The following is a 22,219-nucleotide window of genomic DNA, read 5'->3' on the forward strand; positions in this document are numbered from 1 at the left end:
GCTCCGAAAAAACTGAAAAAGCAGGGCCTATTTGGCATGCCGACATCCCTATCCAGCGGGGCGCCCCGCTGGATAGGGATGAAAAATATGGAATATATGCTTGTAATCTATTGACTAATCGTAAGAATAAAACCACTCCCACAAACGGCGAAAACCGCATGATGGAAGTGGTTCAATATGTCTATTCCAAATATTCGACGACTTCGACTTCGTCGGTATAGTATTTCATATGATCGCTGACATCCTGATAGACGCCGCCTGCGTCATTGAGGCCGTACTCGGCGGCGTCGGTGAGCGGAACGAGTTCAAAGTCATCAAACTCATTGCTGTGCATATAAGTAGGCATGAATTTCACCGCATCGACGGATATATCTTCATCGCCTCCACTATACGTGATGTCAAAGCCGATTATTCCACCGAGCTTCGTCTCTAAGCTCTGCTGGGCGCTGAAGAAATTGCCGAGCGAGTAGGCGATCACAGTCTCCTCACCGTCCTCGCGCTCGTAGATATCGACGGGTTGCAGCACGTGGGGATGGTGCCCCAGTATAATGTCGGCCCCGGCATCGGCGATCTGTTCAAACTGCTGGACATGTTCATCCCTCGGGAACTCTTCATACTCATTCCCCTGGTGCATACTGACAACCAGCATGTCGACCTCATCCCGCAAGTCTTCCATATCGGATAAAATCGTCGGCATATCAATCAGGTTGACGAGGTGGTCCTCCCCTTCAGGAACCGGGATGCCGTTCGTGCCGTAAGTGTAGGCGAGGAAGCCGACTGACACCCCTTCAACATCGATGATGCGCTGGCGCTTCCGGTCTTCTGGACTGATATTCGCCCCGACATATTCTATTCCTTTTTCCTTCAAAATATCAGTTGTGCGTTCGACCCCTTCAGTGCTGCGGTCGAGCGTATGGTTGTTGGCCAGTGAGACGATGTCTGCATTCAGATGTTCAAGCAGATCGGCAGCCTCAAGCGGCGCGTTGAACATCGGATAGCCACTCAATCGCAACTCCTCACCGCCGATCGGGGTCTCCTGGTTCATGAATACGAGATCTTTATCCTGCAGATAAGGCGCAACCTCATCGACCCGTGAAATGAAATCGTATCCTGATTCGGTCTCGACATCTTCATAGAGATGATCATGTATCAGCACATCACCTACTGCAGCGAAGTTGAAGGATGTCTCAAGGTCGAAATGGGTCTCGACCACGGTATGTATCGCGTCTCCGGGTATTTGTTCGAGCGTTTTATCATATACAGCATGCGCCTCATGGTCAGCATCACCGAAAGGGAGGCTGAGCATCAGGAGCATCATCATCTTCAACATATATAAATCCCCCTTGTCCTTTATATTGATTCTACAATGAAGGCACATATATAACCAGTGATTGCATAAAAAAACTTCCCGATCCTAAAATGGATGGGAAGTCATAAATGCCGGTAGCGAGAATCGAACTCGCAGCTCTGCCTTACCATGGCGGTATTTTGCCATTAAACTATACCGGCTGGGTGGAATGGTCGGATTAGATCCGCCAAACACCATTCATATTATCATGCGGGTTGGAAGTTGGCAAGGGTCATTTTGACACTATTGGCGGGCCGTGCGCCAATTCGTGAAGAAAAGGACACCGTAGTACAGGAAGAGGATGATGAAAATCAATCCGCTGGCCGTAAGTGTAGCAGTCACCGTGCCGAATATATCCGCAGTCAGGCCACCAAGGACCGGGCCGATCATTGCGCCGATTCCTTGGATGGAACTGATTACACCCCAGGACTCTTCCTTACTGCCTGCACCGATGCTGCCGGCGAGATACTTATTCCATGCAGGTAGCATGATGCCGTAGGAAAGCCCGATGAAGCTTGCGATGATGAAGATCAGCCACACCGTTTCAAGTGTGCTGAACCAGATGACGCCCGTTGCATAGATGAAGAAACCGCTGACGATGACCGTGCGGGTGAATCGCTCTGTATGGGCATCGAGTGCCCGGCTCAACACTGTCATTGAAAATCCGACGAGACCGAACACGATCAGGATAAAGAACGTGTATTCAAAATAGTTCAATTCAAGCAACGAGGTGATGTATGTCGGCAGAACCGGCAGCAGCATGCCGACACCGAGCCCCTGGAGCATGATGCCGGGCATGTTTTTCATATGGTGGCGCAGGATTTCCCACGTCTCACCAAGTGGCAGCCGGCGCTTGCGGCGGCTCGCGGTGGCCTCTCCATGAGTTTCCACTTTATAGTCGCCCGGCAGGATCAGGAAGATGATGAAGTTCAGGGCGAAGACGATTACCATCGCAACGACCGCAGCAGCATCGAATATGCCGATCAGGAAGTTCATGATGACCATGCCAGCACCGAGGCCAGAGAGCCAGGAAAAGAAGATGAGGCCCATTTCCCGGCCGCGATTTTCATCCTGCACATTCGACAATGCGATGATCCAGATCGGACAGACACTGATGCCGAGCAGACATGCTGCGATCAGGAGTGAATAGAAGCTTTGGTCGAACATGACGAGCGCCATGGCCCCGACGCCGACCATATAACTCAAAAACATCGTCCACCAGGCACCGATTTTACGCATGATAAAACCAAGCCAGATGTTGGTCACGGCATCGAATACATAATGCATCGTGATGACGATGGACGACAGGCTGAGTGAAATGATGCCGATCGTCGGCAGGGCCGGTAGGTAGCTGAGTATGAACATGCCCCGGACGACTTCCGTCAGGCACAGTATGAAAGCGAGTTTCCAGAATCGTTTCTTTTTAGTATTGGTTGTCATTACGTCACCTTTTATAACGCCGTCATCTCCTCTACGGGCATGAAGACGTTGTATTTTATGGTTGTCATCATTGTTCAGATGATACGGAACGGTTTGCCCTTCTGTCAATTCCCACTATTAAAGAGCATTCTTCTATTGTATAATATAAAAGTTGAAAGGTGGCAGGAAAAATGAATTCGAAGACATTGATTTCCCTACTGAAAATTAAAAAAATATACGGGGAATTTCCAGAAACGGTGGCGCACATCTCCATGGATTCCCGTGAAGTGGATGGAAATGCCATATTCGTAGCGGTGCGGGGCCATCAGGTCGATGGCTTCGATTTCATTCCGCAGGCTGTGGAATCAGGGTGCCGCTTCATCGTAACAGACCGTTATACCGATTTGCCAGAAAATGTCGGGCTCCTCGTCGTCAGAGATCCCGTCAAAGTGGCTTCCCTATTCTCGGAATACATCTACAGCTTCCCACATGAAACCCAGACGATGATAGGGGTGACGGGGACGAACGGTAAAACCACCGTGGCTACGATGATCCATAATCTAAGCCGTGCACTCGGCAAGAACAGCGCATACCTCGGGACCAACGGTTTCGTTGTGAACGATGACCGCTATGCCAGCACCAATACGACGCCTGAGACGACCCGGCTCCATAAAAGGATCAGGGAAGCAAGCGAGCGGGATTCCGAAGTCTTCACGATGGAAGTATCGTCGCATGCCCTGGGCCTCGGTCGGACGTTCGGCATCGACTACGACATCGCAATCTTCACCAACCTGACCCAAGATCACCTCGATTTTCATAATACAATGGATGAATACGGCTATACGAAGGGATTGCTGTTCTCCCAGATGGGCCAGAACGTCAGAGACCCGAAATACGCCATCCTCAATGAGGACGACCCCTGGTCGGCGCGCTACCGCGCGATGACGCCGCATGAGGTCATCACCTATGGAATGACCGACTCGGCAGACTTCTACCCGTCCGACATCGCGGGCACGCTTGAAGGTTTCACCTTTACATTGAATACCCCAGAAGGGCAGTATCATGTCGAATCGCCCTTCATCGGCCATTTCAATATACAAAACCTGATGTGTGCCATCATCAGCGAATGGCTGCAGGGCTATAAGCTGCCGCGCATCATCGGCGCAGTCAAGGATATGGCTCCTGTAGAAGGGCGGCTCGAGGTACTCGACCGCACGCTGCCGATCGACATCATCATCGATTTCGCCCACACGCCAGATGCTCTCAATAAAATCATCGATACAATCGAACCGTTCGTCACCGGCAGATTGATCTTCCTGGTCGGCATGACCGGCGAACGCGATCTGTCGAAAGCCAAAGAGATGGGCCATATATCGACGCGGGCGGACGTGGCGATATTCACACCCGACAATCCCGCCAACGATGACCCTGCCATGCTGGTCGCAGCACTCGCTGAAGGGGCGGAGCACGACAATTACCATACCTTCCTGGACCGAACTGAAGGCATCGAGTATGCAATAGCGCTTGCGGAACCCGGGGACACGGTGGTGCTTGCCTGTAAAGGCCGTGAGCCATACCAGATCATGGAAGATTACGTGAAGGTTCCCCACCGCGACGATCTGATCGCGCTGGACTGTGCCTACCGCAAATACAGGAGGGATGAGTATGTTTCAGACGACATCATCGATTGAGGGGCAAAGCATGCCTGTCTTCATCCAGGAGGCCCACTCGCGCGGAACATTCATCATCAGCCTCCCGGACATCCACTTCAGCATCGAATACCCGCAGTCATTGACTAGTGAAGAACAGATCGAAACACTTGTCCTGCATCTGTTCAGCATGATGGACGAAAATCAGGCTGAAGCAGTCGCCAGGGACATTGTACACGCAATTTCGCGAAAGTAAGGAGACAATTATGGATTTTACTCAAGAAATAGAAAAAAGGAAGACATTCGCCATCATCTCGCACCCGGATGCTGGTAAGACGACGCTCACCGAGAAGCTGCTCCTGTTTGGCGGTGCCATCCGCAGTGCAGGTACCGTCAAAGGTAAAAAAAGCGGCAAATTCGCCACCTCCGACTGGATGAAGGTCGAGCAGGAGCGGGGCATCAGTGTCACCAGTTCCGTCATGCAGTTCGACTTCGACGGCTATAAGATCAACATATTGGATACCCCAGGCCACGAAGATTTCTCGGAGGATACGTATCGTACACTGATGGCGGTCGACTCGGCCGTCATGGTCATCGATGCAGCGAAAGGCATCGAACCCCAGACATTGAAGCTGTTCAAAGTCTGTAAGATGCGCGGCATTCCGATCTTCACGTTCATCAACAAACTCGACCGAGTCGGCAAGGAGCCGTTTGAACTGCTTGAAGAGATCGAATCGACGCTCGACATCGAAACTTATCCGATGACGTGGCCGGTCGGCATGGGGCCGTCCTTCTTCGGCATCATCAACCGCAAAGACCGTTCGATCAACCCTTACCGGGAAGATGACAAGATCCAGCTGGATGAAGACTATGCACCGGTCGGCGGGCACGCCATCGAAGCAGATGAAGCGTTCCAGACGGCGATCGAGGAGTTTATGCTTGTTGAAGAAGCGGGCGATGACTTCGACGACGAAAAGATTGCCCGCGGTGATCTGACGCCGGTATTCTTCGGTTCCGCGCTGTCGACGTTCGGCATCGAGGAGTTCCTTGATACGTACGTCGACTATGCACCGATGCCGACGCCACGCCAGACTAAGGAAGAGTCGCTTGTATCACCGAAGAATGAAGACTTCAGCGGTTTCATCTTCAAGATTCAAGCCAATATGGACCCCCGCCACCGCGACCGCCTTGCATTCATGCGGGTCGTCTCAGGGAAATTCACGCGTGGCATGGAAGCTAAATTGGCACGGACCGGGCGCAAGGTGAAAGTCGCGCGCGCTACGATGTTCATGGCGGATGATACCGAAACGGTCAATGAAGCCTATCCGGGCGACATCATCGGCCTCTATGATACAGGGACGTTCCAGATCGGAGATACGCTATACGCCGGCCAGAAGGTCGATTTCGAAGACCTGCCACAGTTTACGCCTGAACTCTTCATGAAGGTATCGGCAAAGAACGTCATGAAGCAAAAGCACTTCTACAAAGGAATCGAGCAGCTTGTGCAGGAAGGTGCAATCCAGTACTACAAGACGATGCATACGAACCAGCCGATACTCGGCGCGGTCGGACAGCTGCAGTTCGAGGTGTTCGAGCACCGCATGAAAAATGAGTACAATACAGACGTCATCATGGAACCGATCGGCAAGAAGATTGCCAGATGGGTTGAAAATGAAGAAGACATCACCGATGCCATGCATTCATCCCGTTCGAACCTTGTGCTCGACCGCTATGATAACCAGGTGTTCCTGTTCGAGAACGAATTCGCCATGCGCTGGTTCAGCGATAAATTCCCGGAAATCAGACTCTATTCGCTGATGTAGGGTTTACGCTTTACATCAGGCACGGAATCGGCTATATTCAATAAGTAACTAAAAGAACATACCTTTCCAATCGGAAAAGGGGAGTAACGAATGGGGCGACCCATCGATGCATCGTCATGACGGAGAAATTCCCGGTGCATCGAGCAATACTTTGTATTGTATCGTGAGACCTTGGCCGCATCTCTACGGAGATCTGCAGCCAGGGTCTTTTTTCGTTCACTCGGAAAAGGAGGGAAACTAATGGATTTTGCAGTAATTTTAGAGTATTCATGGGTGCTGATCGTTCTCATCGTCCTTGAAGGGCTGCTCGCAGCTGATAATGCGGTAGTGCTCGCCGTCATGGTCAAGCACCTCGGATTCAAGGAACGCAAGAAGGCATTGTTCTATGGATTGCTCGGCGCCTTCATTTTCAGGATGGTCGCCATCCTGCTGCTCGTCTGGCTCGTCCAGTGGTGGTGGATGCAGGCGCTCGGTGCCATCTATCTGTTCTATGTGTCCATCTCACACCTCTATGCCATCTGGCGTGGGGGAGAGGACGAAGCAGCACATGAAGCGGCGGCTGAAGGCAAAAAACCGAAGAAGAAAGCAGGCTTCTGGCTGACGGTATTTAAGGTGGAAGTCGCTGACGTCGCCTTCGCCATAGACTCCATTTTGGCAGCAGCAGCAATCGCACTCGCGCTCCCAGAAGTGGGCGGTGACTTCTTTGGCGTCAATGCCGGACAATATACCGTAATGCTTGTCGGCGGCCTGATCGGTGTCATCATCATGCGGTTCTTCGCCAACTGGTTCGTCGAACTGCTCAACAAAAAGCCAGGACTTGAAATCGCAGCATTCATCATCGTCGGCTGGGTCGGCGTTAAACTATCGGTTCTGACGCTCGCACACGACGCGTTGGGCATCATACCAGAAGCCTTTCCACATTCAGTCACTTGGAAACTGATCTTCTGGAGCGTCATGGTGGTCGTCATCGCTGCAGGCTGGTTCCTCAGCGGCGATAGGGTTAATCAAGATGGTGAATCAGTGGAAACAAACAGATAAACGTTCTATAATTGAAGCAATACTCATGAGGAGGGGTCGCCTTTGGACAAGTCTAGGAAGCATATCATTCCGAAAGACCGGTATCGCCGTAAGCGCAGAACATTCAACGCCGGCGGTGGACGTGATGAAGAGAAGCAGACAGGACAAGCAGAGGGTCAGACAGAAGACCATAAAGACACAGTGGAATACAAAGGACCTAATCCGCACGATTATGGTAGTGACGGTAGCACAGAAGATATGCAGGGTCGCCGTGAGAATATGGGGGACACCATGCATATGGCACCTTCAGGCGGCTATGCGAAAACCAACAGTGCACGACAAGAACGAGGAGAAGACGCTGGGTCTGAAGAAGCATACACCGACCCTGATTCACGCGATCATGCGGCAGACGGCATAAGTGCCGATGCCAAGAATGGTCCGGAGAACATGGGTGACACCATGCATATGGCGCCTGAGCCTGGACCCGCCGGAAGCGCTGCGCCAGAAGAACGCCGGGGAGGCGGTGGAGGTGGCCGTAAAGGCAGACGGGGTGGCTGTTTGAGCACTATCCTCCTGCCGCTTATCGCCGGATTGATCGGTGCCTTGATTGCGCTTGCTCTATTCAGTGCATTCACTGACGACACGAACCAGGATGAAGCTGCTGAAGGCGTCTCGGGAAATGGTCAGGATGAGCAGGGAGAGGAAGGCGATCAACAAGGAGGAGACGATAGCGGTGACGCAGAGGTCTCAGGTACAACAGCCGCTATCCAGAAGGCGCGCAAGTCCGTGGTGTCGATAGTCAACCTCCAGAAGATCGATGAAATCCTACCCGGACTCGAGCAGCAGACTGACAGCGAACCCGAAGAGGCTGGGACTGGTTCCGGAGTCATCTATAAGCTGACGGAGGAAGATGCGTACGTCGTCACGAACAACCATGTGGTCGACGGCGCCCAAGAGCTCGAAGTGACGCTTGAGAACGGTACCCAGAAATCGGCTGAAATTGTCGGTACTGACCTGTGGACGGACCTCGCGGTATTACGTATGGACCGCGGTGAAATCGAAAATGCCATCGAGTTTGGCGACAGTTCAGACCTCCAGGTGGGTGAAACGGCAATCGCCATCGGTTCGCCCCTTGGCCAGGCATTTTCAGGTTCAGTGTCACAAGGTATCATCTCAGGCCTCGATCGCAGTGTGCCCGTCGATATAGACAACGACGGCAACTATGACTGGGAAGCGAACGTTTTGCAGACCGATGCGGCCATCAACCCAGGTAACTCGGGCGGCGCACTGGTCGACCAGTCAGGTAACTTGATCGGCATCAATTCGATGAAAATCAGCATGCCGACTGTAGAGGGAATCGGATTTGCGATCCCTGTCAACGAAGTGCAGGAGATTGCCACCCAGCTTGAAGAACAGGGTGAAATCTCCCGGCCGTTCCTCGGCGTCCTGCTGCAGGACCTCTATACGGTACCGGCTGAAGTGCTGGTCAATGAGATGAACCTGCCTGATGATGTCGAGTCGGGTGTAATCATCAGCAATGTCGAGGATGGCAGTCCGGCAGATGCGGGCGGCCTCAAGCAGTTCGATGTCATCGTATCGTTCGACGGCAATGAAATTGCGAACATGATAGAACTCAGGAAGTATCTGTATTACGAAAAGGAACAGGGAGAGGAAATGACGGTTGGCTATTACCGCAACGGTAATCTGCAGGAAACGACCGTCACCCTGGAATAGTGTGGGGCACCGGGTGACCGGTGCTTTTTTATATGAGTAGGAATGTTTCGGATAGGGTACTGTCAAGCAGTATGAAAGTCACCTTGACACAGCTTGATCCGGTACGTGATAATAAGATGTATTTATGAGAACCGCACGGTTTTGAAAGAAGGGATTGCAATGTTCAAATCGTTGGAGCGTTTCCTCGACTCGCTCACCCCCCAACGCGGGATTTTTCTGTACTATCTGATTGCGCTTTTTGTGGCAAGTTCTGTGCTGAGCCTGCCTTTCCTCTACCGCGGGGAGAAGGATACGGCGCTGATCGACACGATTTTCGTCGCAGCCTCCGCCTTGTCGGTGACGGGCCTGACGCCGATTACGATAGCCGAGACGTTCAATACGAGCGGCTACGTGGTCATCATGATCATCCTGAACCTTGGTGGGGTCGGCATCATGGCTATGGGTACCATGCTTTGGGTACTGTTCGGCCGTCATATCGGCCTGAAGGAGCGCATGCAGATTGCCGTTGACAACAACCAGTATAAATTCTCGGGGGCAGTCAAGCTTGTCATTGAGATACTGAAGACGCTGCTGATCATTGAAACGATCGGTGCGGTGATGTATTTCATCTATTTCATGGCGGAGTCCAATAATTTCTACTATTCCCTCATGAACGGCCTGTTCCTGTCGGTTTCAGCCACAACGAACGGCGGTATGGACCTGTTCGGCAACTCATTGATCAGCTATGAGGAGGATTACATACTGCAGGTGCCGGTGATGATACAGATTATGCTCGGTGCCATCGGTTACCCGGTATTGATAGAAGTCCGTCGTTTCCTCCGGTCGCGCAAACGGAATTTCCGTTTTACGTTGTTCGCCAAAATCACGACGTTCACTTATCTGGCGCTCTTCCTCGTGGGGACGTTCTTTATCTTCGTCATGGAATCATCGAACTACTTTTCGCAGGACTCATGGTTCAAAACGTTGATGAACAGCATGTTCGCCTCTGCGACTACACGAAGTGGTGGGCTGACGACCGTCGATCCGAGCCTGTTCAGCGATGCAACACAGCTTGTCATGAGCGCCCTGATGTTCATCGGTGCCTCCCCAAGTTCCGCCGGGGGTGGCATAAGGACGACCACATTCGCACTGCTTATCCTGTTCCTCATCTCATTCAGCCGGGGACGCAAGGATATCCGCATCTTCAACCGTGAAGTCGACGGTGAGGACCTGCGCCGTGCATTCGCCGTCATCATACTGGCAGTCTTCCTGGTATTCAGTGGCATCATTTCAGTAGTCCTGTTTGAGGGCGGGCGCTTCGACTTGATCGATATCATATTCGAAGTCACCAGTGCATTCGGTACGACCGGCTTATCGACCGGCATTACAGGAGGTCTGACCAACTGGAGTAAAGTGGTCGTCATGATCTTCATGTTCATCGGACGGATCGGTTTCATATCCTTCCTGTTCTCGATGGGCGGCAAACAGAAGGAATTGTCCTTCCATTATCCGAAAGAACGCATCTTGATCGGCTGATAAACTTCAAATGAGAGGAGTATCCAGACATGCAGGAATTTTTCAGTGTCAGCCTCATACTGACCCAGCATCTTGGGCGCAACCTCGGCAGTGCTCCGGGCGTGACGTTGTCGAAGGTGGCCAAGTATAAGAGGGGGCTGCTCTTTGAGCAGAACCACCACGTCATCCTTGCCGACCTCGGGGGCACGATCGGCATCGATCTGGATTACATCACCCCGCGCAACCCTGCCATCACGGCGATGAACTATATGGATTATGGCTTCGGCGTGTTGAACCATAAGGACATGGACAACATTTCACGGCTCAGGCGTTCTTTGAGCTTTTCGAAGTTCCCGTGGATGAGCTGCAACATCACCCATCCGGCCACAAAGGAACCGTTTTTTGGGGAGCCGTACGAAATCTACAGGACCAACGGCATGAAGCTCGCCATCCTGGGCGGCTATGCCGGCACCTACGATCCGTCCCGCAGTAACGGTGAGCAGGATCTCCACATCTCAAATCTCAGCAGCTCGATCAAACGCTGGCTCAGATACATCTATGACACCGAAAATCCCGACTACGTAATCGTATGCCTCGCCGATGCCGACGATACGATCAGCCGGGTCATCCACGATATGGAAGGCGTCGGCCTTCTGATTACCGGCAGCTGTGGCGCAGCATCATATGAGGAGAACCACCATGACTCTTATTCTGCGGAGGATGAACGGCATATCCCGAGATACCACCACCATCACACCGGCAAGGTGATGCATGTAGAGCTCAACTTCAAGACACGCACCACCACATATGAATATTTAAGCCATTCCGTCTCCCGCATCGACCGTGAAGTATCCCAGCTCCAGGAAGACCACCGTCTTCTTGATCTGGTCCACTATCACTTATAGAAAGACGGCACAGACGATAAAAGAGCAGCGCCCCCGCAGATTATGCAGGCCGCTGCTCTTTGTTTTGGCAAGGGATGTGCGGAGTCGGAAGTCTAACTCCCGTTCGTCTGGTCGACGAAGGGGAATTGGCCATCTAACTCTCGTTCGTCTGGGCAACGAAGGCGAATTGGGTGTCTAACTCTCGTTCGTCTGGTCAACGAAGGCGAATTAACCCTCTAACTCTCGCTCGTCCGCACAGCGAAGGGGAATTAACGACTTCCCATCCCACATCACGAAAAAACCCGCTACACTGCATCTCGCAGCATAACGGGTCGGGGATTATTCTTCGACGATTGTATACCTTTTATGGTTGACTACAGTCTTTTCAAACATTTCATGCTCGTCGAAATTTTTATCCATCGTAATATCGACGATGACAGAGTTGTCGTTGACTTTCTCAACTCTTCCTTTCATGCCTTGAAATTCTATGATATTCCCTACTTGTGCTGCTACCACTTCTGTTTCTTCATCCATGCGTCAAACCTCCACTACCAATGATGTAAGATATTATACTAGATATGCGGCAATATTGAAAGTGTTCGGGCATCCCATTATCTGTCAGGCGTCCGGTGTACCCTGCGCCTTATTATCCGGTACCGTGACCGCTTCAGGTTCCTGCTTAGAAACGGTGGCGTTCGACGCTTCTTGCGAGTCATCAGGCCGCCGCTTCTTCAGCTTGTTCTCTGGCTGTCTGCTCTTGGCTATGATCTTGCGCGTCTTCTTCACCTTCTTCTTATCCTGCTTGACCTGTTTCTTGAGGTCATACGGGTGATAGGCGCCGATTTCGACCATATAGTCCGCAATCCGGGAATGTTGGTTGATCGCCTGTGTAAGCTGTCGCCTCAGCACGTCGCGCACTTCCGGGGAAATCGTCTCCGTCAACGCGACCGAATAGGCCCGGACGGCCGATTTGGATGAGACGAGCATTTCATGTACGATGAGCTCATCCTTTTTATTGCCGGTATGTTCCATAATATCATCAAATTCCATTACTGCAGCCTCCCTAAAAGATAAAGGACATGGGCCCTCTATGGTAACAGTGCTTCTATTTCTTCAATGGCTTTCTCGGATATCTGCTTTTCCTTCCTGAGCAGCGATCTGAGCTTGGGATCATCCACCAGGGATTCCAATACGTGCGCCTTCATTAGAGATGCTTTTCTGAGCGTCACGATTTCGTGCAGTTCCAGCGTTTCATGCACGCCGAGTGGCACTTCGGTCTTGTCGCTTTTAGCCATGGTCAGCCTCCTGTTGGTATTTATGCATAAGGATAACATGCTTCTTGCCATTATACGATAATCTTGCCAGAAATCATAAAATTCAATCTTCAGGGCCGTATATCTTCCTCAACTTCACCCGTGCCGAAGCCCTCCAGTTTTTGACACTCGATGTACTGAAACCGGCAACAGAGGCGATTTCACGTACCGTAAAGCCTTTCAATGTATAGGTCAGCCACAGCATCTCCCGGTCATCGAGGACCCGGCGGGCGCTGTCGTAATGGAGGTCGGGCATGTCATCGTCAGCCCCGGTGTCCATCCCGGCATCACTGTCGGCACTGACATGTGAAGTATAGCGCGATACTTTGCGGATTTCATCGATCATCCGCTGCTGGATGCGCGTATAGACGAACTGGGATTCAGTCGCCCCTTTGCCTTTTACGGCATCGAAGGCAGTCAAGGCAGAGTAGACGGCAAGCCGGCCGACCTGCATATAATCATCTTTGTCATATTGGATGTTCAGTTTATTCATGATGCTGTGGATCATCGGTTCATACCGTTCTATTTGTTCATTCATATGAGTGTCCTATAACGCATCGATGCATCAGTTATTTCCGGATAAAACAATCATATGATGAAACGAATCAATCCGCCCGAGGCATAAACACGAATAGGTCGACTTAACTTCTCATTAAATTAACATTTTATTAAATATTGTTAATTATATGTTAAATAAAAGCCGTTTGGTGTATAATCTAAAGATCAACACATTGAAGAGGTGACCCATGATACCATCACTACTCAACCCGGGGATCTGCTGCATTGAACCAGTCGAACACCCCGAGTTTCTCTGCGAAGCGGTTTACCATGACCGCGTACTGCCCTCGGTCAAACCAAGTGAGGATCTGATTGATGAACTGCTGGTCTATTGCCACGGTACAAACTTAAAAGCGAGGCGGGCCCATCTGAAAGCCGCCCATGACATCCATCGGCTCGGTCCGATTGTCATAGACGAACGCATTGGTTTTACATTGTTCCCCGTAACGGTCTCACGCCGCCGCAACCCCTGCTGGGTGAACTTGCATCAGCTGCTTGAATTCAGGCCTGGGACAGAAGGGACGGAAATACGCTTCAACCATGGTATGATGAAATGGATAGATGCTGATTATAAATTGTGCGAAAAACAATATGCCAAAGCATTGAAAGTACTCGACCGCTCCACTAAAATACGGGAGCAGAGTGCGCTTTACACCACACGACAAGAGGGTGCGCGGCTCTTGCTGTAGAATGCAGGCACTCGGCGGAAAGGGGGGGAGGCTATGGAGATTCTCGCAGCAGGCGGCATCTATATGAAAGATGACTCGACCTTCACAGGTGGCCATGTCATCGCGATCTGCCTCGGCAGCCACTCGACCCATCGGGTCCGGCTGCACACTAACCTCAGCAGTGATTCCACGAAGACGCCCCCACTCTTGAAATACCTCCGCCAAAACGGGGTGGATCCAAGCTCAGCCGCACGCGTTTCGGCGCCATACGGCACCATCACCGGTGATGCTGTGACGCCATCAAGCAACGTCTTTGAAACGGTGCGCCGGGAGCGTATGCGAAAGCAGATGAACTATGACTGTCTCATCCTGTCCACCGATATATCGGAGCGCGACTTCAGATGGCTGACGACAGAAGCCAGCCACCGCAACATTCCGGTGCTCGTCTTTACATGCGGAGAGTACCCGGTCCATACTGGAGGGGACATCGAAACGATCCACCTCGATGATTCCGGCATCCCGGACTATGCCGGTCATATGAAAGAGATTACAGCCGTCCTCCTTGAGAAGGGATGGATTTCCGATCATCCCGTCACCAGAAGCCTCAGAGACCAAGTGCTACACCCGTCCATCGCAGTGCTACGCACCATCGGACAGCTTCTGCTGTTCGGTATAATGACCGGCGCAGTGCTACTTGGTATATTGTATCTGCTTGGACTGCCCGGCCAAGGTGATGGACATCAGGCGGAGATAGCACCAAAGCAATCTGTCGATCATCCTGACTGCAGTACAGTGGCGGCATGCACAACGCTTGGCGACCAACATCTGGACGCACTCGATGACTACATCGATATAGAAGATACAAAACATCTATTCGTCGAAAACCGGAGCCAGGTCGATTATCTGACATATCCCGTTGAAGATATGACGCTCGGGGCGCCGGAAGTGCACCAGTCGCTGCCGTTTGGAGATGAAGCGGCGTTTACAGAAATCTGGACGCGCTTCACTCATTTCTTTCCTGCCCGTGAGATCTCTGACGTCAATGCTTTCAAGCTGTTTTCGGATGGTGAAGGCAATACGCTTGCCTATGTAGACGTCAAGCCTTCTGGCACCACGCTGGCGATGGATATACGTGATAACCATGCGAAGCCGGGCGAATACCGGACGCTGATCCATGAGTTCGCCCACGTCTGGTCATTGCCGGTCGAAGACTTCAAGGACGACAGCACTGATGTGGCATCATTGAAGGAAGGGACTTTCATGAAAGCCTATACCGAACGATTCTGGTCCCAGTATGGTGAGGAATGGATTGACAACAAGTATAAATCGGATCCTGAACGGGAAGCGTTCTACAACAGCCATATCACTCATTTTCATGAGCCATATCAGGCGACAAATCCGAAAGAGGATTTTGCGGTGACATTCGTTAAATTCGTCACCGAACCGATGCCGGAGGGGCAGCAGCTGAAAGATGTTAAAATACGGGCGCTGTATGAACATCCGGAATTGGTCGCACTGCGGGCGACGATACTTGAGAACATGGTGGACTACGAAAAAAATAATTGATCGTTTTTTCAATAAATGAATGAATATGCATATATTAGGGTATTAAAAAGTGTCAGAAAAATCATTGGGAATAAAACTCGCTTGCACCATTTTATGACAAAATCATCAAACCATTTGCCGTTTGTCAATAAGGGTGAAACACAAAATAAACGTTTCTTGGGCGCAGTCACTGAGAATTAGAGCGACTTTTTCCTCTAATTATATTGTGCACAATATAGTTTTGTGTATAATGGTAAGTGTCTGAGTAAATGTTAGGAATGGCGGGCAGATAATATGAGCGAAACAACAAATGATGTAAACATACGGAATGTGTGCAGATACATTTTTATGCTGAATGCAAAAATCGATCATTTAGCTGAGTTCAAGACTGAATTGGGCACTTTATCCAGGGAACAGCTCTATATCGTTGAAATGATTTCAGAAGAGCCAGGACTTACACAAAAAACGATTATAGGCCGATTGAATAAAGAGCAGACTTCAGTCTCACGAGCCGTCCAGACTCTGGTGGACCAAGGTTATATAGCCAAACGGCGCAACGAGAATGATATGCGTGCGTCCCATCTCGAAATGACCGATGCAGGAAGCGAAGCATTGGCAGAATTGGAACCTTCGATCTGCGAACTTAGTGAAAATGTTGTGGAAGAGTTGAATGACGAAGAAAAACGCACATTGATGGATACCTTACGTAAAATTCAAGTTCAATAACCCTCTCCAACTTCTTGGAAAGGGTTTTTTTAATGCAGAAAAACGGGTCATAAAAAAATTCCAAGGGAGACTCCCTTGGATTTTTTATGTCTACAACGTGCGTTCCATATATATGTGCGGAATGCCCGCATCCTCGAATTCCTCTGAAGCTACTTCATAGCCGAGCTTCCTGTAGAAATCAGCGGCATGGACCTGCGCGCCGAGTCTCGCTTTGGCATAGCCCGCTTCCCGGGCATGCTTATGGACGAAAGCCATCAGCTCCCGGCCGTATTTCAATCCGCGTGCTTCAGGCAGCACCGCCATGCGTTCGATCTTGATCAATCCGTCGCCTGCCGGGCGATATCTGACGGTGCCGACGGGTGTATCTGCTGTCAGCAGGATATGCGTCGATGTATCTTCATATTCGTCTATTTCCCGGTCCATCGGCACATTCTGTTCTTCGACGAAGACGCGTTTACGGATTTCGAGGCACTGGTCGTACATCTTTTGGCTGTCTGCCACTTTTATTTCCATCAACATTCTCCTTACATCGCATTTTTTCTTCTGATGGCAGTGAACTGCCAAAATACCCGCATCTGTTCGAGGTTCCAGTATTCCAGTCCAAGGGAAAGCGCTGGAGGGGTATTGAACTTGAACCCGCTCGCCTCAGCGGCAGCCAATGCCAGATACTGGATGTGGGGACGCAGATTTTTGAAGGGTTGGGACAATCTGCCGTCCTCTCCGCGGATCCAGTCCATCGGGAAGGTGAGTTCGAATATGTTGATCTGCTTGTATATTTCAGGCAACGCGATGAGATAGCATGCCGCATCCACTTCAGCATTGGATTCAGACTCTGCAAAATAGCCCTTTATCGACAGATACATCTCCTTATGGTCATGGTTCTGATAAAAATACCTATCCTCCGGCTGTGCTTCTCCGCTGCGCTTGATCTGATCTTCCAGGTAATCGAACATCTCATTGATGTTCGTTTCCTTGTCGTAAGTCCTGCGCATCATCATCCCTCCTAGACCCCATCATATGAAGGGGTTTCCTGTGTGTTCTCCTCATAGTAAGGTTCCTGTGTTTCTTCTTCGTAATATGGAGCCGCATCTTCCTGATACGGTTCCTGCGTTTCTTCTTCGTAGTACGGTTCCTGTGTACTTTCTTCATATTGAGGCGCAGTGCTATCTTCTACGGATGGCTGTTCTGTAGTCGGCTCCTCATCGGTGAATTCTGGGTTCATATCCCTATCGGGCGCTTCAACTGACTCTTCATCCTGACCTTCTTCCGTATTGAAGCCATTGCCGAGCTGGCTATCATAACCTTCCCGCATGAAGTAGGGCGGTTCTGCCGCCTGGTAGTCTTCAAGCTCCGTGCCTTCTATAAATTGGTAGGGCACGATCATCTCCGACAGCCGGATGTTGATCAGGTCATATGGATCAGGCGCTTCAAGACCGAGCACTTCCCTAAGCGTTTCTGAAATGCGGTACAGATGCTCTTCGTTCGCCCAGTAGAAGTAGGCGCCGTTTTGCTGGAACCAGAAGTCGCTTCCTTTGATCTGTGTCGTGTTGAAGTTGATGTCGTTGAAGGAGTAGTAGGCAGCAAGGCTACGGATCGTCTTCGACTCCATATTGTGTTTTGTATTATCTGCGACGACTTCTATCAGTTCGTCAAGCTTTGACAGTGCGCCCGTCGATTTGGCCTTTGATAGGATCGCCTGGACCAGCTCCAATTGGCGTTGGCCACGGCCAAGATCACTGTCGACTTTACGATTCCTTACGACTGCTAATGCTTCTTCACCATTTAGAGTTTGTTTACCCTCTTTCAGCTCGATTTTTCCTTTATCTTTTGAATTTTGTTCGCTCATTTCAAATGGAACATCGAATTCTACTCCACCAAGTGCATCTACAATGTCCACTACAGCATCCATATTGGTCCGAATATAGAAATCGACTGGAACATTGAGGAGCGACTCAACGGCGCGCATAGACCCATCTGGGCCGCCTTCACGATGGGCATGAGTAATTTTATCGAAATAATTTTCTTCTGGGAAGTAGGTTAGCGTGTCGCGCGGGATGCTGACAAGTTTCACTTCCTCCTGATCTTTATCAAAAGTAGCTAGAATCATCGTATCCGTACGATAATCCCCCTTACCCATATCCTCACGTCTGTTGCGTGACTCACTTTCATCAATACCAAGGATTAAAATTGTAAAACTATCCATTTCTGGGTTGATATCTTCGATTCTCAATTCTGATCGGTCCCGATCAGTAGCTTCAAATGATTCCGAAACGCCTTTTTCGAAGGAATTAAAAAGGTTGTAGATGTAGGTACCGATTACTACAAGCGCTATAAGCAAGGCGATAAGAATACCGTAAAAAATTTTTCTTTTCATAATCAATTTGACTCATTTCTTTTAATTTTAGTCTGTAATCTCTGGTACTATCCAATAAGTATAATATGAAAGGGGAAGGAAAGGGAATTGGTATGTTTAAAGTAATTTTAACATAAAATTTTTTCCTATGAATTTTCTTTCGATAATTCAATAGATTTAAAACTGCTTTTGCTTTACACTAGATTAGTAATTTTAAATAAATTAATATCTGATAGACACCCAACTAGAAAAAGTATCGTAACAAGGAGTGCAAATAGATTGGCAAAGTTTAGCTACGTCGTATTTTGGCTACGTGCAATTTCATGTCTAAGTATAGTGATGATTCATTCTATAACTACAACTTTTTACAAATTTGATATTATGGATCATCCTTTTAGATTAAGAGTTTTTCAGCTTTTGTTAATGTTTAGCACCCCTACTTTTGTATTCATTTCAGAATTCTTATTAGCTAAAAGGCAAGGCATAAGTTTGAAAAAAGGTTTTTTTAAAAATAAACTGCTTTATTTAGGGTTACCTTACATCATAGTGAATTTCGGGCTTGCATTCATATATAGTAAACCAGGAGATGTACATAGTTACCTAGAAACATTATTCCAAATGATGTTCAGAGGAGGTACAGTGACTTATTTTATAGTTATTATCATCCAGTTCTATATCCTTCACTATTTATTTGCAAAATATTTGATAAGATTCAATCCATTCATCATTATCTTGTTATCATTAGCCATTTCAAGTGGTTATTGGGCGCTTCGTGATTTTATGATCCCATTGGATCTACCAGTATTACATATGATATGGGAGAGAGAAGGGTGGATGATATTTGTTGGATGGCTGATATATTTTTCTTTAGGATTCTATATAGGTAACTATTATGAGGCCTTCATAAGTAATATAAAAAAATTCACTATACCTATAATTCTATTGTTTACTTTTGCGACCATTTTCATGATTTATAATTACTATTCTGGAGCGATATCAATAGTAGAGTCTAAAAGGGCAGATATACCATTTTATTGCACGTCAATTATTTTATTGTTTTTTTTAGTCTCTAGTTATATAAACTATCTACCAAAATTTATATTGTTTATCAGTAACTATTCATTTTCAATTTATCTTACACATTACTTTTTTGTGCATAGACTAGGACAACTTAGTGATAGTCCTGAGACAAATATTATTTTCACATTTATTTTAACTGTTACACTTTCCTTACTTACAGCTCAAATATTTAATGCTTTTAGATGGGGGAAATTTATAGTTGGTGGAGTAGGTAAGTTAAAATATGAGGAGGTAGTCGGTAGAAATTATTAATAGAATAATTGGTTGAATTGAATAGATATCGATAGTATGGATTAATCTTTCATAAGTATGCTGGGTGGCACTATAATAAAAAGAATGAATTCTTAATCGTGTTTTAAAAATTGAACACCTAGACTCGATTTTGAGTCTAGGTGTTCATTTAACCTTTGTATTTTTATACCATTATATTGATAATAAGGATTGCCATTAAAAAGTATATTAGTATTATAGCGATTATGAGGCCTAGTATTTGGTTTTTTATTTATCTATTCTAGTTATTTTTATCATTTTACTGATGATTGGCACATGCAGAAGCATAAACTTTATTACTTTTAAGATTCTGAGAAAACGTTTCGGCTCTTGAATAAGCCGATACAGCCATTCAAGTTGAAGTGTAATCCAAATCTGAGGCGCCCGTTTTACATTGCCTGACATCACATCCAAAGTGCCCCCGACACCTATAAAAATTCCTTTGCTGAAATAATCGATATTATCATAAATCCATTTCTCTTGACGCTCCATGCCGAGAGCCACCAGAATGATATCGGGATTACTGTTAACCATTGAGGCTATAAATTCTTCGCTTGTGATATCGGCGTAACCATGCTCGTACCCCGCAATGATAAGCCCTGGAAACTTCTTGCGGGCGTTTTCTACAGCTTTTTGGTTTGAATCTTTTTTTGCGCCAAGGAAGAATACGCTATGACCTTTTTGGGCAGCATATTCTAGCATGGCATGAGTTACATCCACACCGCTTAGGCGCTCTTTTAGAGGCATCCCACTTATTTTGGCAGCGTTTATGATGCCTATACCGTCTGGTAGCACATAATCTGCAGATTCTACATGCTGCTTGAATTCAATAGATTCTCGTGTCCTTATGACAAACTCAGGATTTGCCGTAACAATGAAACATTTCCTTTCCTCTTCAAGAAATGGATAGATTGTTCGATTTAAAAAAGAGTCCATTGATGCATTGACGAAATCGATTCCCATTATCGGTGTGGTTACGTAATGATTATTCATAAAATGCCTCAATCCTCATTGATGAGTTGACTTTCGTGGACCCATACAAGATTTTTTTCTCCATCGATGACTCCTTTGTACCAAACATTATTGCCAATTAAATTAGTCTCATCAATATAAAATCTGTAATTTTTATATTTCTCAAGTGATTTATATATATATTGCTTTTTGCCTCCCCACGGTTCAGAACTTGCGGAACCTTTCCCTTGGACTTTCATTGTTTTATCGTCACTATCCACATATACATGAGAATGCATGGATAATTCGGTAGCCTTTACCCATCCGACCACTCCGTCTACGCCACTTGGACGTGTGCTAAGCAAGCAATATTTCTCGAATCGGTAGGTGGCTTCCCGCTTAATATAATAAACAGTATCTTTATATTTTTGAACTGGTATTTTATCATCGGCTATACTTGGTGCTTTATATATATAAGTACTTTTACTGGTAAAATGTGCAAGTTTGCTAGTCGGGACGACCGTATAATCATTGGAGACATCCAGTTCTTCTTCATCATCCATGACCAACAAATTTCCCAGTTGTCTATAAGTTGTATCGTTTCCGTTTTGTTCCATCATACGGGCGCGGTATGCGTCGCGTTCTTCTTTGGACATCTCCTGCCATTTATTAAGGAATGATTCGTAGAGAGGGATGACATCGTTCACTTCACCAAAAGCTTTGACGCGCCCAAACTCAAGCCATAATATTTTGTTGCAGAAGTTTTTGACTTGGTTGATGGAGTGACTGACAAAAATCATCGTTTTGCCCTGTTCTTTGAATTCATTCATTTTTTTAAGACTTTTTTCCGAAAATGCACGGTCACCGACTGATAGTGCCTCGTCTATGATCAGGATATCCGGATCAACGTTGACGCTGATGGCAAAACCGAGCCGGGACTTCATCCCGCTTGAATATGATTTGACCGGCTGGTCTATAAACCCTTCCAGCTCAGCGAAAGCAATGATGTCAGGTTCCAATTCACGGATTTCATCGCGCGAAAAACCGAGCATCAGACATTTCAACTCGATATTATCGCGTCCCGTCAAATCATTATTCAAACCGGCAGCAACTGCTATCAACGAAGTCTGTCCATTTACAGCAACTTCACCTTTGGATTGGGGTACAATGCCTGCAATGATGTTTGATAAAGTTGATTTGCCGGAACCATTTATGCCGATGAAACCTACGACGTCCCCTTCTTCTGCTTCGAAGTCGATGCCGCGCAAGGCATGAAAAACCTCCCCGTGGGATCTGGGTGAGATCAGATCCAATATGCGTTCCTTCTGGTTGTCGTATAACTTATAATGCTTTTCTAGGTTTTTGGTTATGATAGTTTTTGTCATAT

At 48.1% G+C, this 22,219-nt stretch carries 22 protein-coding genes and 1 tRNA gene; 11 read left to right on the top strand and 12 right to left on the bottom strand.

Annotated features, from left to right (window positions below; all coding sequences use genetic code 11):
- Positions 1-181: 181 nt before the first annotated feature.
- From ABD734_RS08865 to ABD734_RS08875, 3 genes are all read right to left on the bottom strand, one after another.
- Entirely contained in the window at positions 182-1,330 is a 1,149-nt protein-coding gene (locus ABD734_RS08865; RefSeq protein WP_344703468.1) for a CapA family protein, read from the bottom strand.
- Positions 1,331-1,438: 108 nt separating this feature from the next.
- Positions 1,439-1,509, bottom strand: a tRNA-Thr gene (locus ABD734_RS08870).
- A gap of 82 nt (positions 1,510-1,591) precedes the next feature.
- Positions 1,592-2,896 carry an MFS transporter gene (locus ABD734_RS08875; RefSeq protein ID WP_344703470.1) on the bottom strand — a complete coding sequence of 435 codons (1,305 nt, stop codon included), beginning with the start codon at positions 2,894-2,896 and terminating at the stop codon, positions 1,592-1,594.
- Between the two features lie 62 nt (positions 2,897-2,958).
- Between ABD734_RS08875 and ABD734_RS08880 the strand changes: the two genes are divergently transcribed.
- From ABD734_RS08880 to ABD734_RS08910, 7 genes are all read left to right on the top strand, one after another.
- Entirely contained in the window at positions 2,959-4,458 is a 1,500-nt protein-coding gene (locus ABD734_RS08880; protein WP_344703472.1) for a UDP-N-acetylmuramoyl-L-alanyl-D-glutamate--2,6-diaminopimelate ligase, read from the top strand.
- Positions 4,433-4,672, top strand: a complete 240-nt coding sequence (locus ABD734_RS08885) for a YueH family protein (protein WP_344703474.1) — start codon at positions 4,433-4,435, stop codon at positions 4,670-4,672. Before ABD734_RS08880 ends, ABD734_RS08885 begins: the two co-directional genes overlap by 26 nt.
- A 10-nt stretch (positions 4,673-4,682) precedes the next feature.
- On the top strand, positions 4,683-6,239 hold the full coding sequence (locus ABD734_RS08890) for a peptide chain release factor 3 (protein ID WP_344703476.1): 1,557 nt from the start codon (positions 4,683-4,685) through the stop codon (positions 6,237-6,239).
- Positions 6,240-6,479: 240 nt separating this feature from the next.
- Positions 6,480-7,277, top strand: a complete 798-nt coding sequence (locus ABD734_RS08895; protein ID WP_344703478.1) for a TerC family protein — start codon at positions 6,480-6,482, stop codon at positions 7,275-7,277.
- 42 nt (positions 7,278-7,319) lie between these two features.
- Entirely contained in the window at positions 7,320-8,990 is a 1,671-nt protein-coding gene (locus ABD734_RS08900) for a S1C family serine protease (RefSeq protein WP_344703482.1), read from the top strand.
- Positions 8,991-9,149: 159 nt separating this feature from the next.
- Positions 9,150-10,505: a TrkH family potassium uptake protein gene (locus ABD734_RS08905; protein ID WP_344703484.1), complete on the top strand. Its 1,356-nt coding sequence runs from the start codon at positions 9,150-9,152 to the stop codon at positions 10,503-10,505.
- Between the two features lie 29 nt (positions 10,506-10,534).
- Positions 10,535-11,389 carry a bifunctional UDP-sugar hydrolase/5'-nucleotidase gene (locus ABD734_RS08910; RefSeq protein ID WP_344703485.1) on the top strand — a complete coding sequence of 285 codons (855 nt, stop codon included), beginning with the start codon at positions 10,535-10,537 and terminating at the stop codon, positions 11,387-11,389.
- Between the two features lie 318 nt (positions 11,390-11,707).
- Here the strand turns inward: ABD734_RS08910 and ABD734_RS08915 are convergent, their stop codons facing one another.
- From ABD734_RS08915 to ABD734_RS08930, 4 genes are all read right to left on the bottom strand, one after another.
- Entirely contained in the window at positions 11,708-11,884 is a 177-nt protein-coding gene (locus ABD734_RS08915; RefSeq protein ID WP_344703521.1) for a YkvS family protein, read from the bottom strand.
- Between the two features lie 102 nt (positions 11,885-11,986).
- On the bottom strand, positions 11,987-12,418 hold the full coding sequence (locus tag ABD734_RS08920; RefSeq protein ID WP_344703487.1) for a spore coat protein: 432 nt from the start codon (positions 12,416-12,418) through the stop codon (positions 11,987-11,989).
- A gap of 38 nt (positions 12,419-12,456) precedes the next feature.
- Positions 12,457-12,663 carry a spore coat protein gene (locus ABD734_RS08925; RefSeq protein ID WP_344703489.1) on the bottom strand — a complete coding sequence of 69 codons (207 nt, stop codon included), beginning with the start codon at positions 12,661-12,663 and terminating at the stop codon, positions 12,457-12,459.
- Between the two features lie 82 nt (positions 12,664-12,745).
- Entirely contained in the window at positions 12,746-13,219 is a 474-nt protein-coding gene (locus ABD734_RS08930) for a sigma-70 family RNA polymerase sigma factor (RefSeq protein ID WP_344703491.1), read from the bottom strand.
- Between the two features lie 208 nt (positions 13,220-13,427).
- On the opposite strand from ABD734_RS08930, the gene ABD734_RS08935 reads away from it, so the two are divergent.
- From ABD734_RS08935 to ABD734_RS08945, 3 genes are all read left to right on the top strand, one after another.
- Entirely contained in the window at positions 13,428-13,928 is a 501-nt protein-coding gene (locus ABD734_RS08935; RefSeq protein ID WP_344703494.1) for a competence protein ComK, read from the top strand.
- 33 nt (positions 13,929-13,961) lie between these two features.
- Positions 13,962-15,473 (top strand): hypothetical protein, encoded by a 1,512-nt coding sequence (locus tag ABD734_RS08940; RefSeq protein WP_344703496.1) that lies wholly within the window; start codon positions 13,962-13,964, stop codon positions 15,471-15,473.
- Between the two features lie 273 nt (positions 15,474-15,746).
- The gene (locus ABD734_RS08945; protein ID WP_344703498.1) at positions 15,747-16,178 is read left to right on the top strand and encodes a MarR family winged helix-turn-helix transcriptional regulator; all 432 of its coding nucleotides are present in this window, start codon (positions 15,747-15,749) and stop codon (positions 16,176-16,178) included.
- 90 nt (positions 16,179-16,268) lie between these two features.
- On the opposite strand, the gene ABD734_RS08950 is transcribed toward ABD734_RS08945, so the two are convergent.
- From ABD734_RS08950 to ABD734_RS08960, 3 genes are read right to left on the bottom strand one after another with little or no spacing between them, the layout of a single operon-like run.
- Positions 16,269-16,691, bottom strand: coding sequence for a GNAT family N-acetyltransferase (locus ABD734_RS08950; protein ID WP_344703500.1), 423 nt, complete (start codon positions 16,689-16,691; stop codon positions 16,269-16,271).
- Between the two features lie 11 nt (positions 16,692-16,702).
- Entirely contained in the window at positions 16,703-17,170 is a 468-nt protein-coding gene (locus ABD734_RS08955) for a DUF2538 family protein (protein ID WP_344703502.1), read from the bottom strand.
- Between the two features lie 11 nt (positions 17,171-17,181).
- Entirely contained in the window at positions 17,182-18,552 is a 1,371-nt protein-coding gene (locus tag ABD734_RS08960; RefSeq protein WP_344703504.1) for an LCP family protein, read from the bottom strand.
- A 258-nt stretch (positions 18,553-18,810) separates the two neighbouring features.
- On the opposite strand from ABD734_RS08960, the gene ABD734_RS08965 reads away from it, so the two are divergent.
- The gene (locus ABD734_RS08965; RefSeq protein ID WP_344703506.1) at positions 18,811-19,863 is read left to right on the top strand and encodes an acyltransferase family protein; all 1,053 of its coding nucleotides are present in this window, start codon (positions 18,811-18,813) and stop codon (positions 19,861-19,863) included.
- A gap of 246 nt (positions 19,864-20,109) precedes the next feature.
- On the opposite strand, the gene ABD734_RS08970 is transcribed toward ABD734_RS08965, so the two are convergent.
- Together ABD734_RS08970 and tagH are read right to left on the bottom strand one after the other, a co-directional pair.
- Positions 20,110-20,874: a WecB/TagA/CpsF family glycosyltransferase gene (locus ABD734_RS08970; protein ID WP_344703508.1), complete on the bottom strand. Its 765-nt coding sequence runs from the start codon at positions 20,872-20,874 to the stop codon at positions 20,110-20,112.
- 8 nt (positions 20,875-20,882) lie between these two features.
- Complete coding sequence (gene tagH, locus ABD734_RS08975) at positions 20,883-22,217, bottom strand: teichoic acids export ABC transporter ATP-binding subunit TagH (RefSeq protein ID WP_344703510.1); 1,335 nt, start codon at positions 22,215-22,217, stop codon at positions 20,883-20,885.
- Positions 22,218-22,219: the final 2 nt, after the last annotated feature.

Source organism: Salinicoccus jeotgali (assembly GCF_039538805.1).
GTDB classification, from domain to species: Bacteria; Bacillota; Bacilli; order Staphylococcales; family Salinicoccaceae; genus Salinicoccus; species Salinicoccus jeotgali.

Bases quoted from the DNA above. Each gene is read 5' to 3' on its own strand.
- ABD734_RS08895 (WP_344703478.1), top strand. From the start codon at position 6,480: ATGGATTTTGCAGTAATTTTAGAGTATTCATGGGTGCTGATCGTTCTC.
- ABD734_RS08905 (WP_344703484.1), top strand. From the start codon at position 9,150: ATGTTCAAATCGTTGGAGCGTTTCCTCGACTCGCTCACCCCCCAACGC.
- ABD734_RS08925 (WP_344703489.1), bottom strand. From the start codon at position 12,663: ATGGCTAAAAGCGACAAGACCGAAGTGCCACTCGGCGTGCATGAAACG.
- ABD734_RS08880 (WP_344703472.1), top strand. From the start codon at position 2,959: ATGAATTCGAAGACATTGATTTCCCTACTGAAAATTAAAAAAATATAC.
- ABD734_RS08960 (WP_344703504.1), bottom strand. From the start codon at position 18,552: ATGAAAAGAAAAATTTTTTACGGTATTCTTATCGCCTTGCTTATAGCG.
- ABD734_RS08950 (WP_344703500.1), bottom strand. From the start codon at position 16,691: ATGGAAATAAAAGTGGCAGACAGCCAAAAGATGTACGACCAGTGCCTC.
- tagH (WP_344703510.1), bottom strand. From the start codon at position 22,217: ATGACAAAAACTATCATAACCAAAAACCTAGAAAAGCATTATAAGTTA.
- ABD734_RS08865 (WP_344703468.1), bottom strand. From the start codon at position 1,330: ATGTTGAAGATGATGATGCTCCTGATGCTCAGCCTCCCTTTCGGTGAT.
- ABD734_RS08910 (WP_344703485.1), top strand. From the start codon at position 10,535: ATGCAGGAATTTTTCAGTGTCAGCCTCATACTGACCCAGCATCTTGGG.
- ABD734_RS08930 (WP_344703491.1), bottom strand. From the start codon at position 13,219: ATGAATGAACAAATAGAACGGTATGAACCGATGATCCACAGCATCATG.
- ABD734_RS08935 (WP_344703494.1), top strand. From the start codon at position 13,428: ATGATACCATCACTACTCAACCCGGGGATCTGCTGCATTGAACCAGTC.
- ABD734_RS08920 (WP_344703487.1), bottom strand. From the start codon at position 12,418: ATGGAATTTGATGATATTATGGAACATACCGGCAATAAAAAGGATGAG.
- ABD734_RS08940 (WP_344703496.1), top strand. From the start codon at position 13,962: ATGGAGATTCTCGCAGCAGGCGGCATCTATATGAAAGATGACTCGACC.
- ABD734_RS08890 (WP_344703476.1), top strand. From the start codon at position 4,683: ATGGATTTTACTCAAGAAATAGAAAAAAGGAAGACATTCGCCATCATC.
- ABD734_RS08945 (WP_344703498.1), top strand. From the start codon at position 15,747: ATGAGCGAAACAACAAATGATGTAAACATACGGAATGTGTGCAGATAC.
- ABD734_RS08885 (WP_344703474.1), top strand. From the start codon at position 4,433: ATGTTTCAGACGACATCATCGATTGAGGGGCAAAGCATGCCTGTCTTC.
- ABD734_RS08955 (WP_344703502.1), bottom strand. From the start codon at position 17,170: ATGCGCAGGACTTACGACAAGGAAACGAACATCAATGAGATGTTCGAT.
- ABD734_RS08970 (WP_344703508.1), bottom strand. From the start codon at position 20,874: ATGAATAATCATTACGTAACCACACCGATAATGGGAATCGATTTCGTC.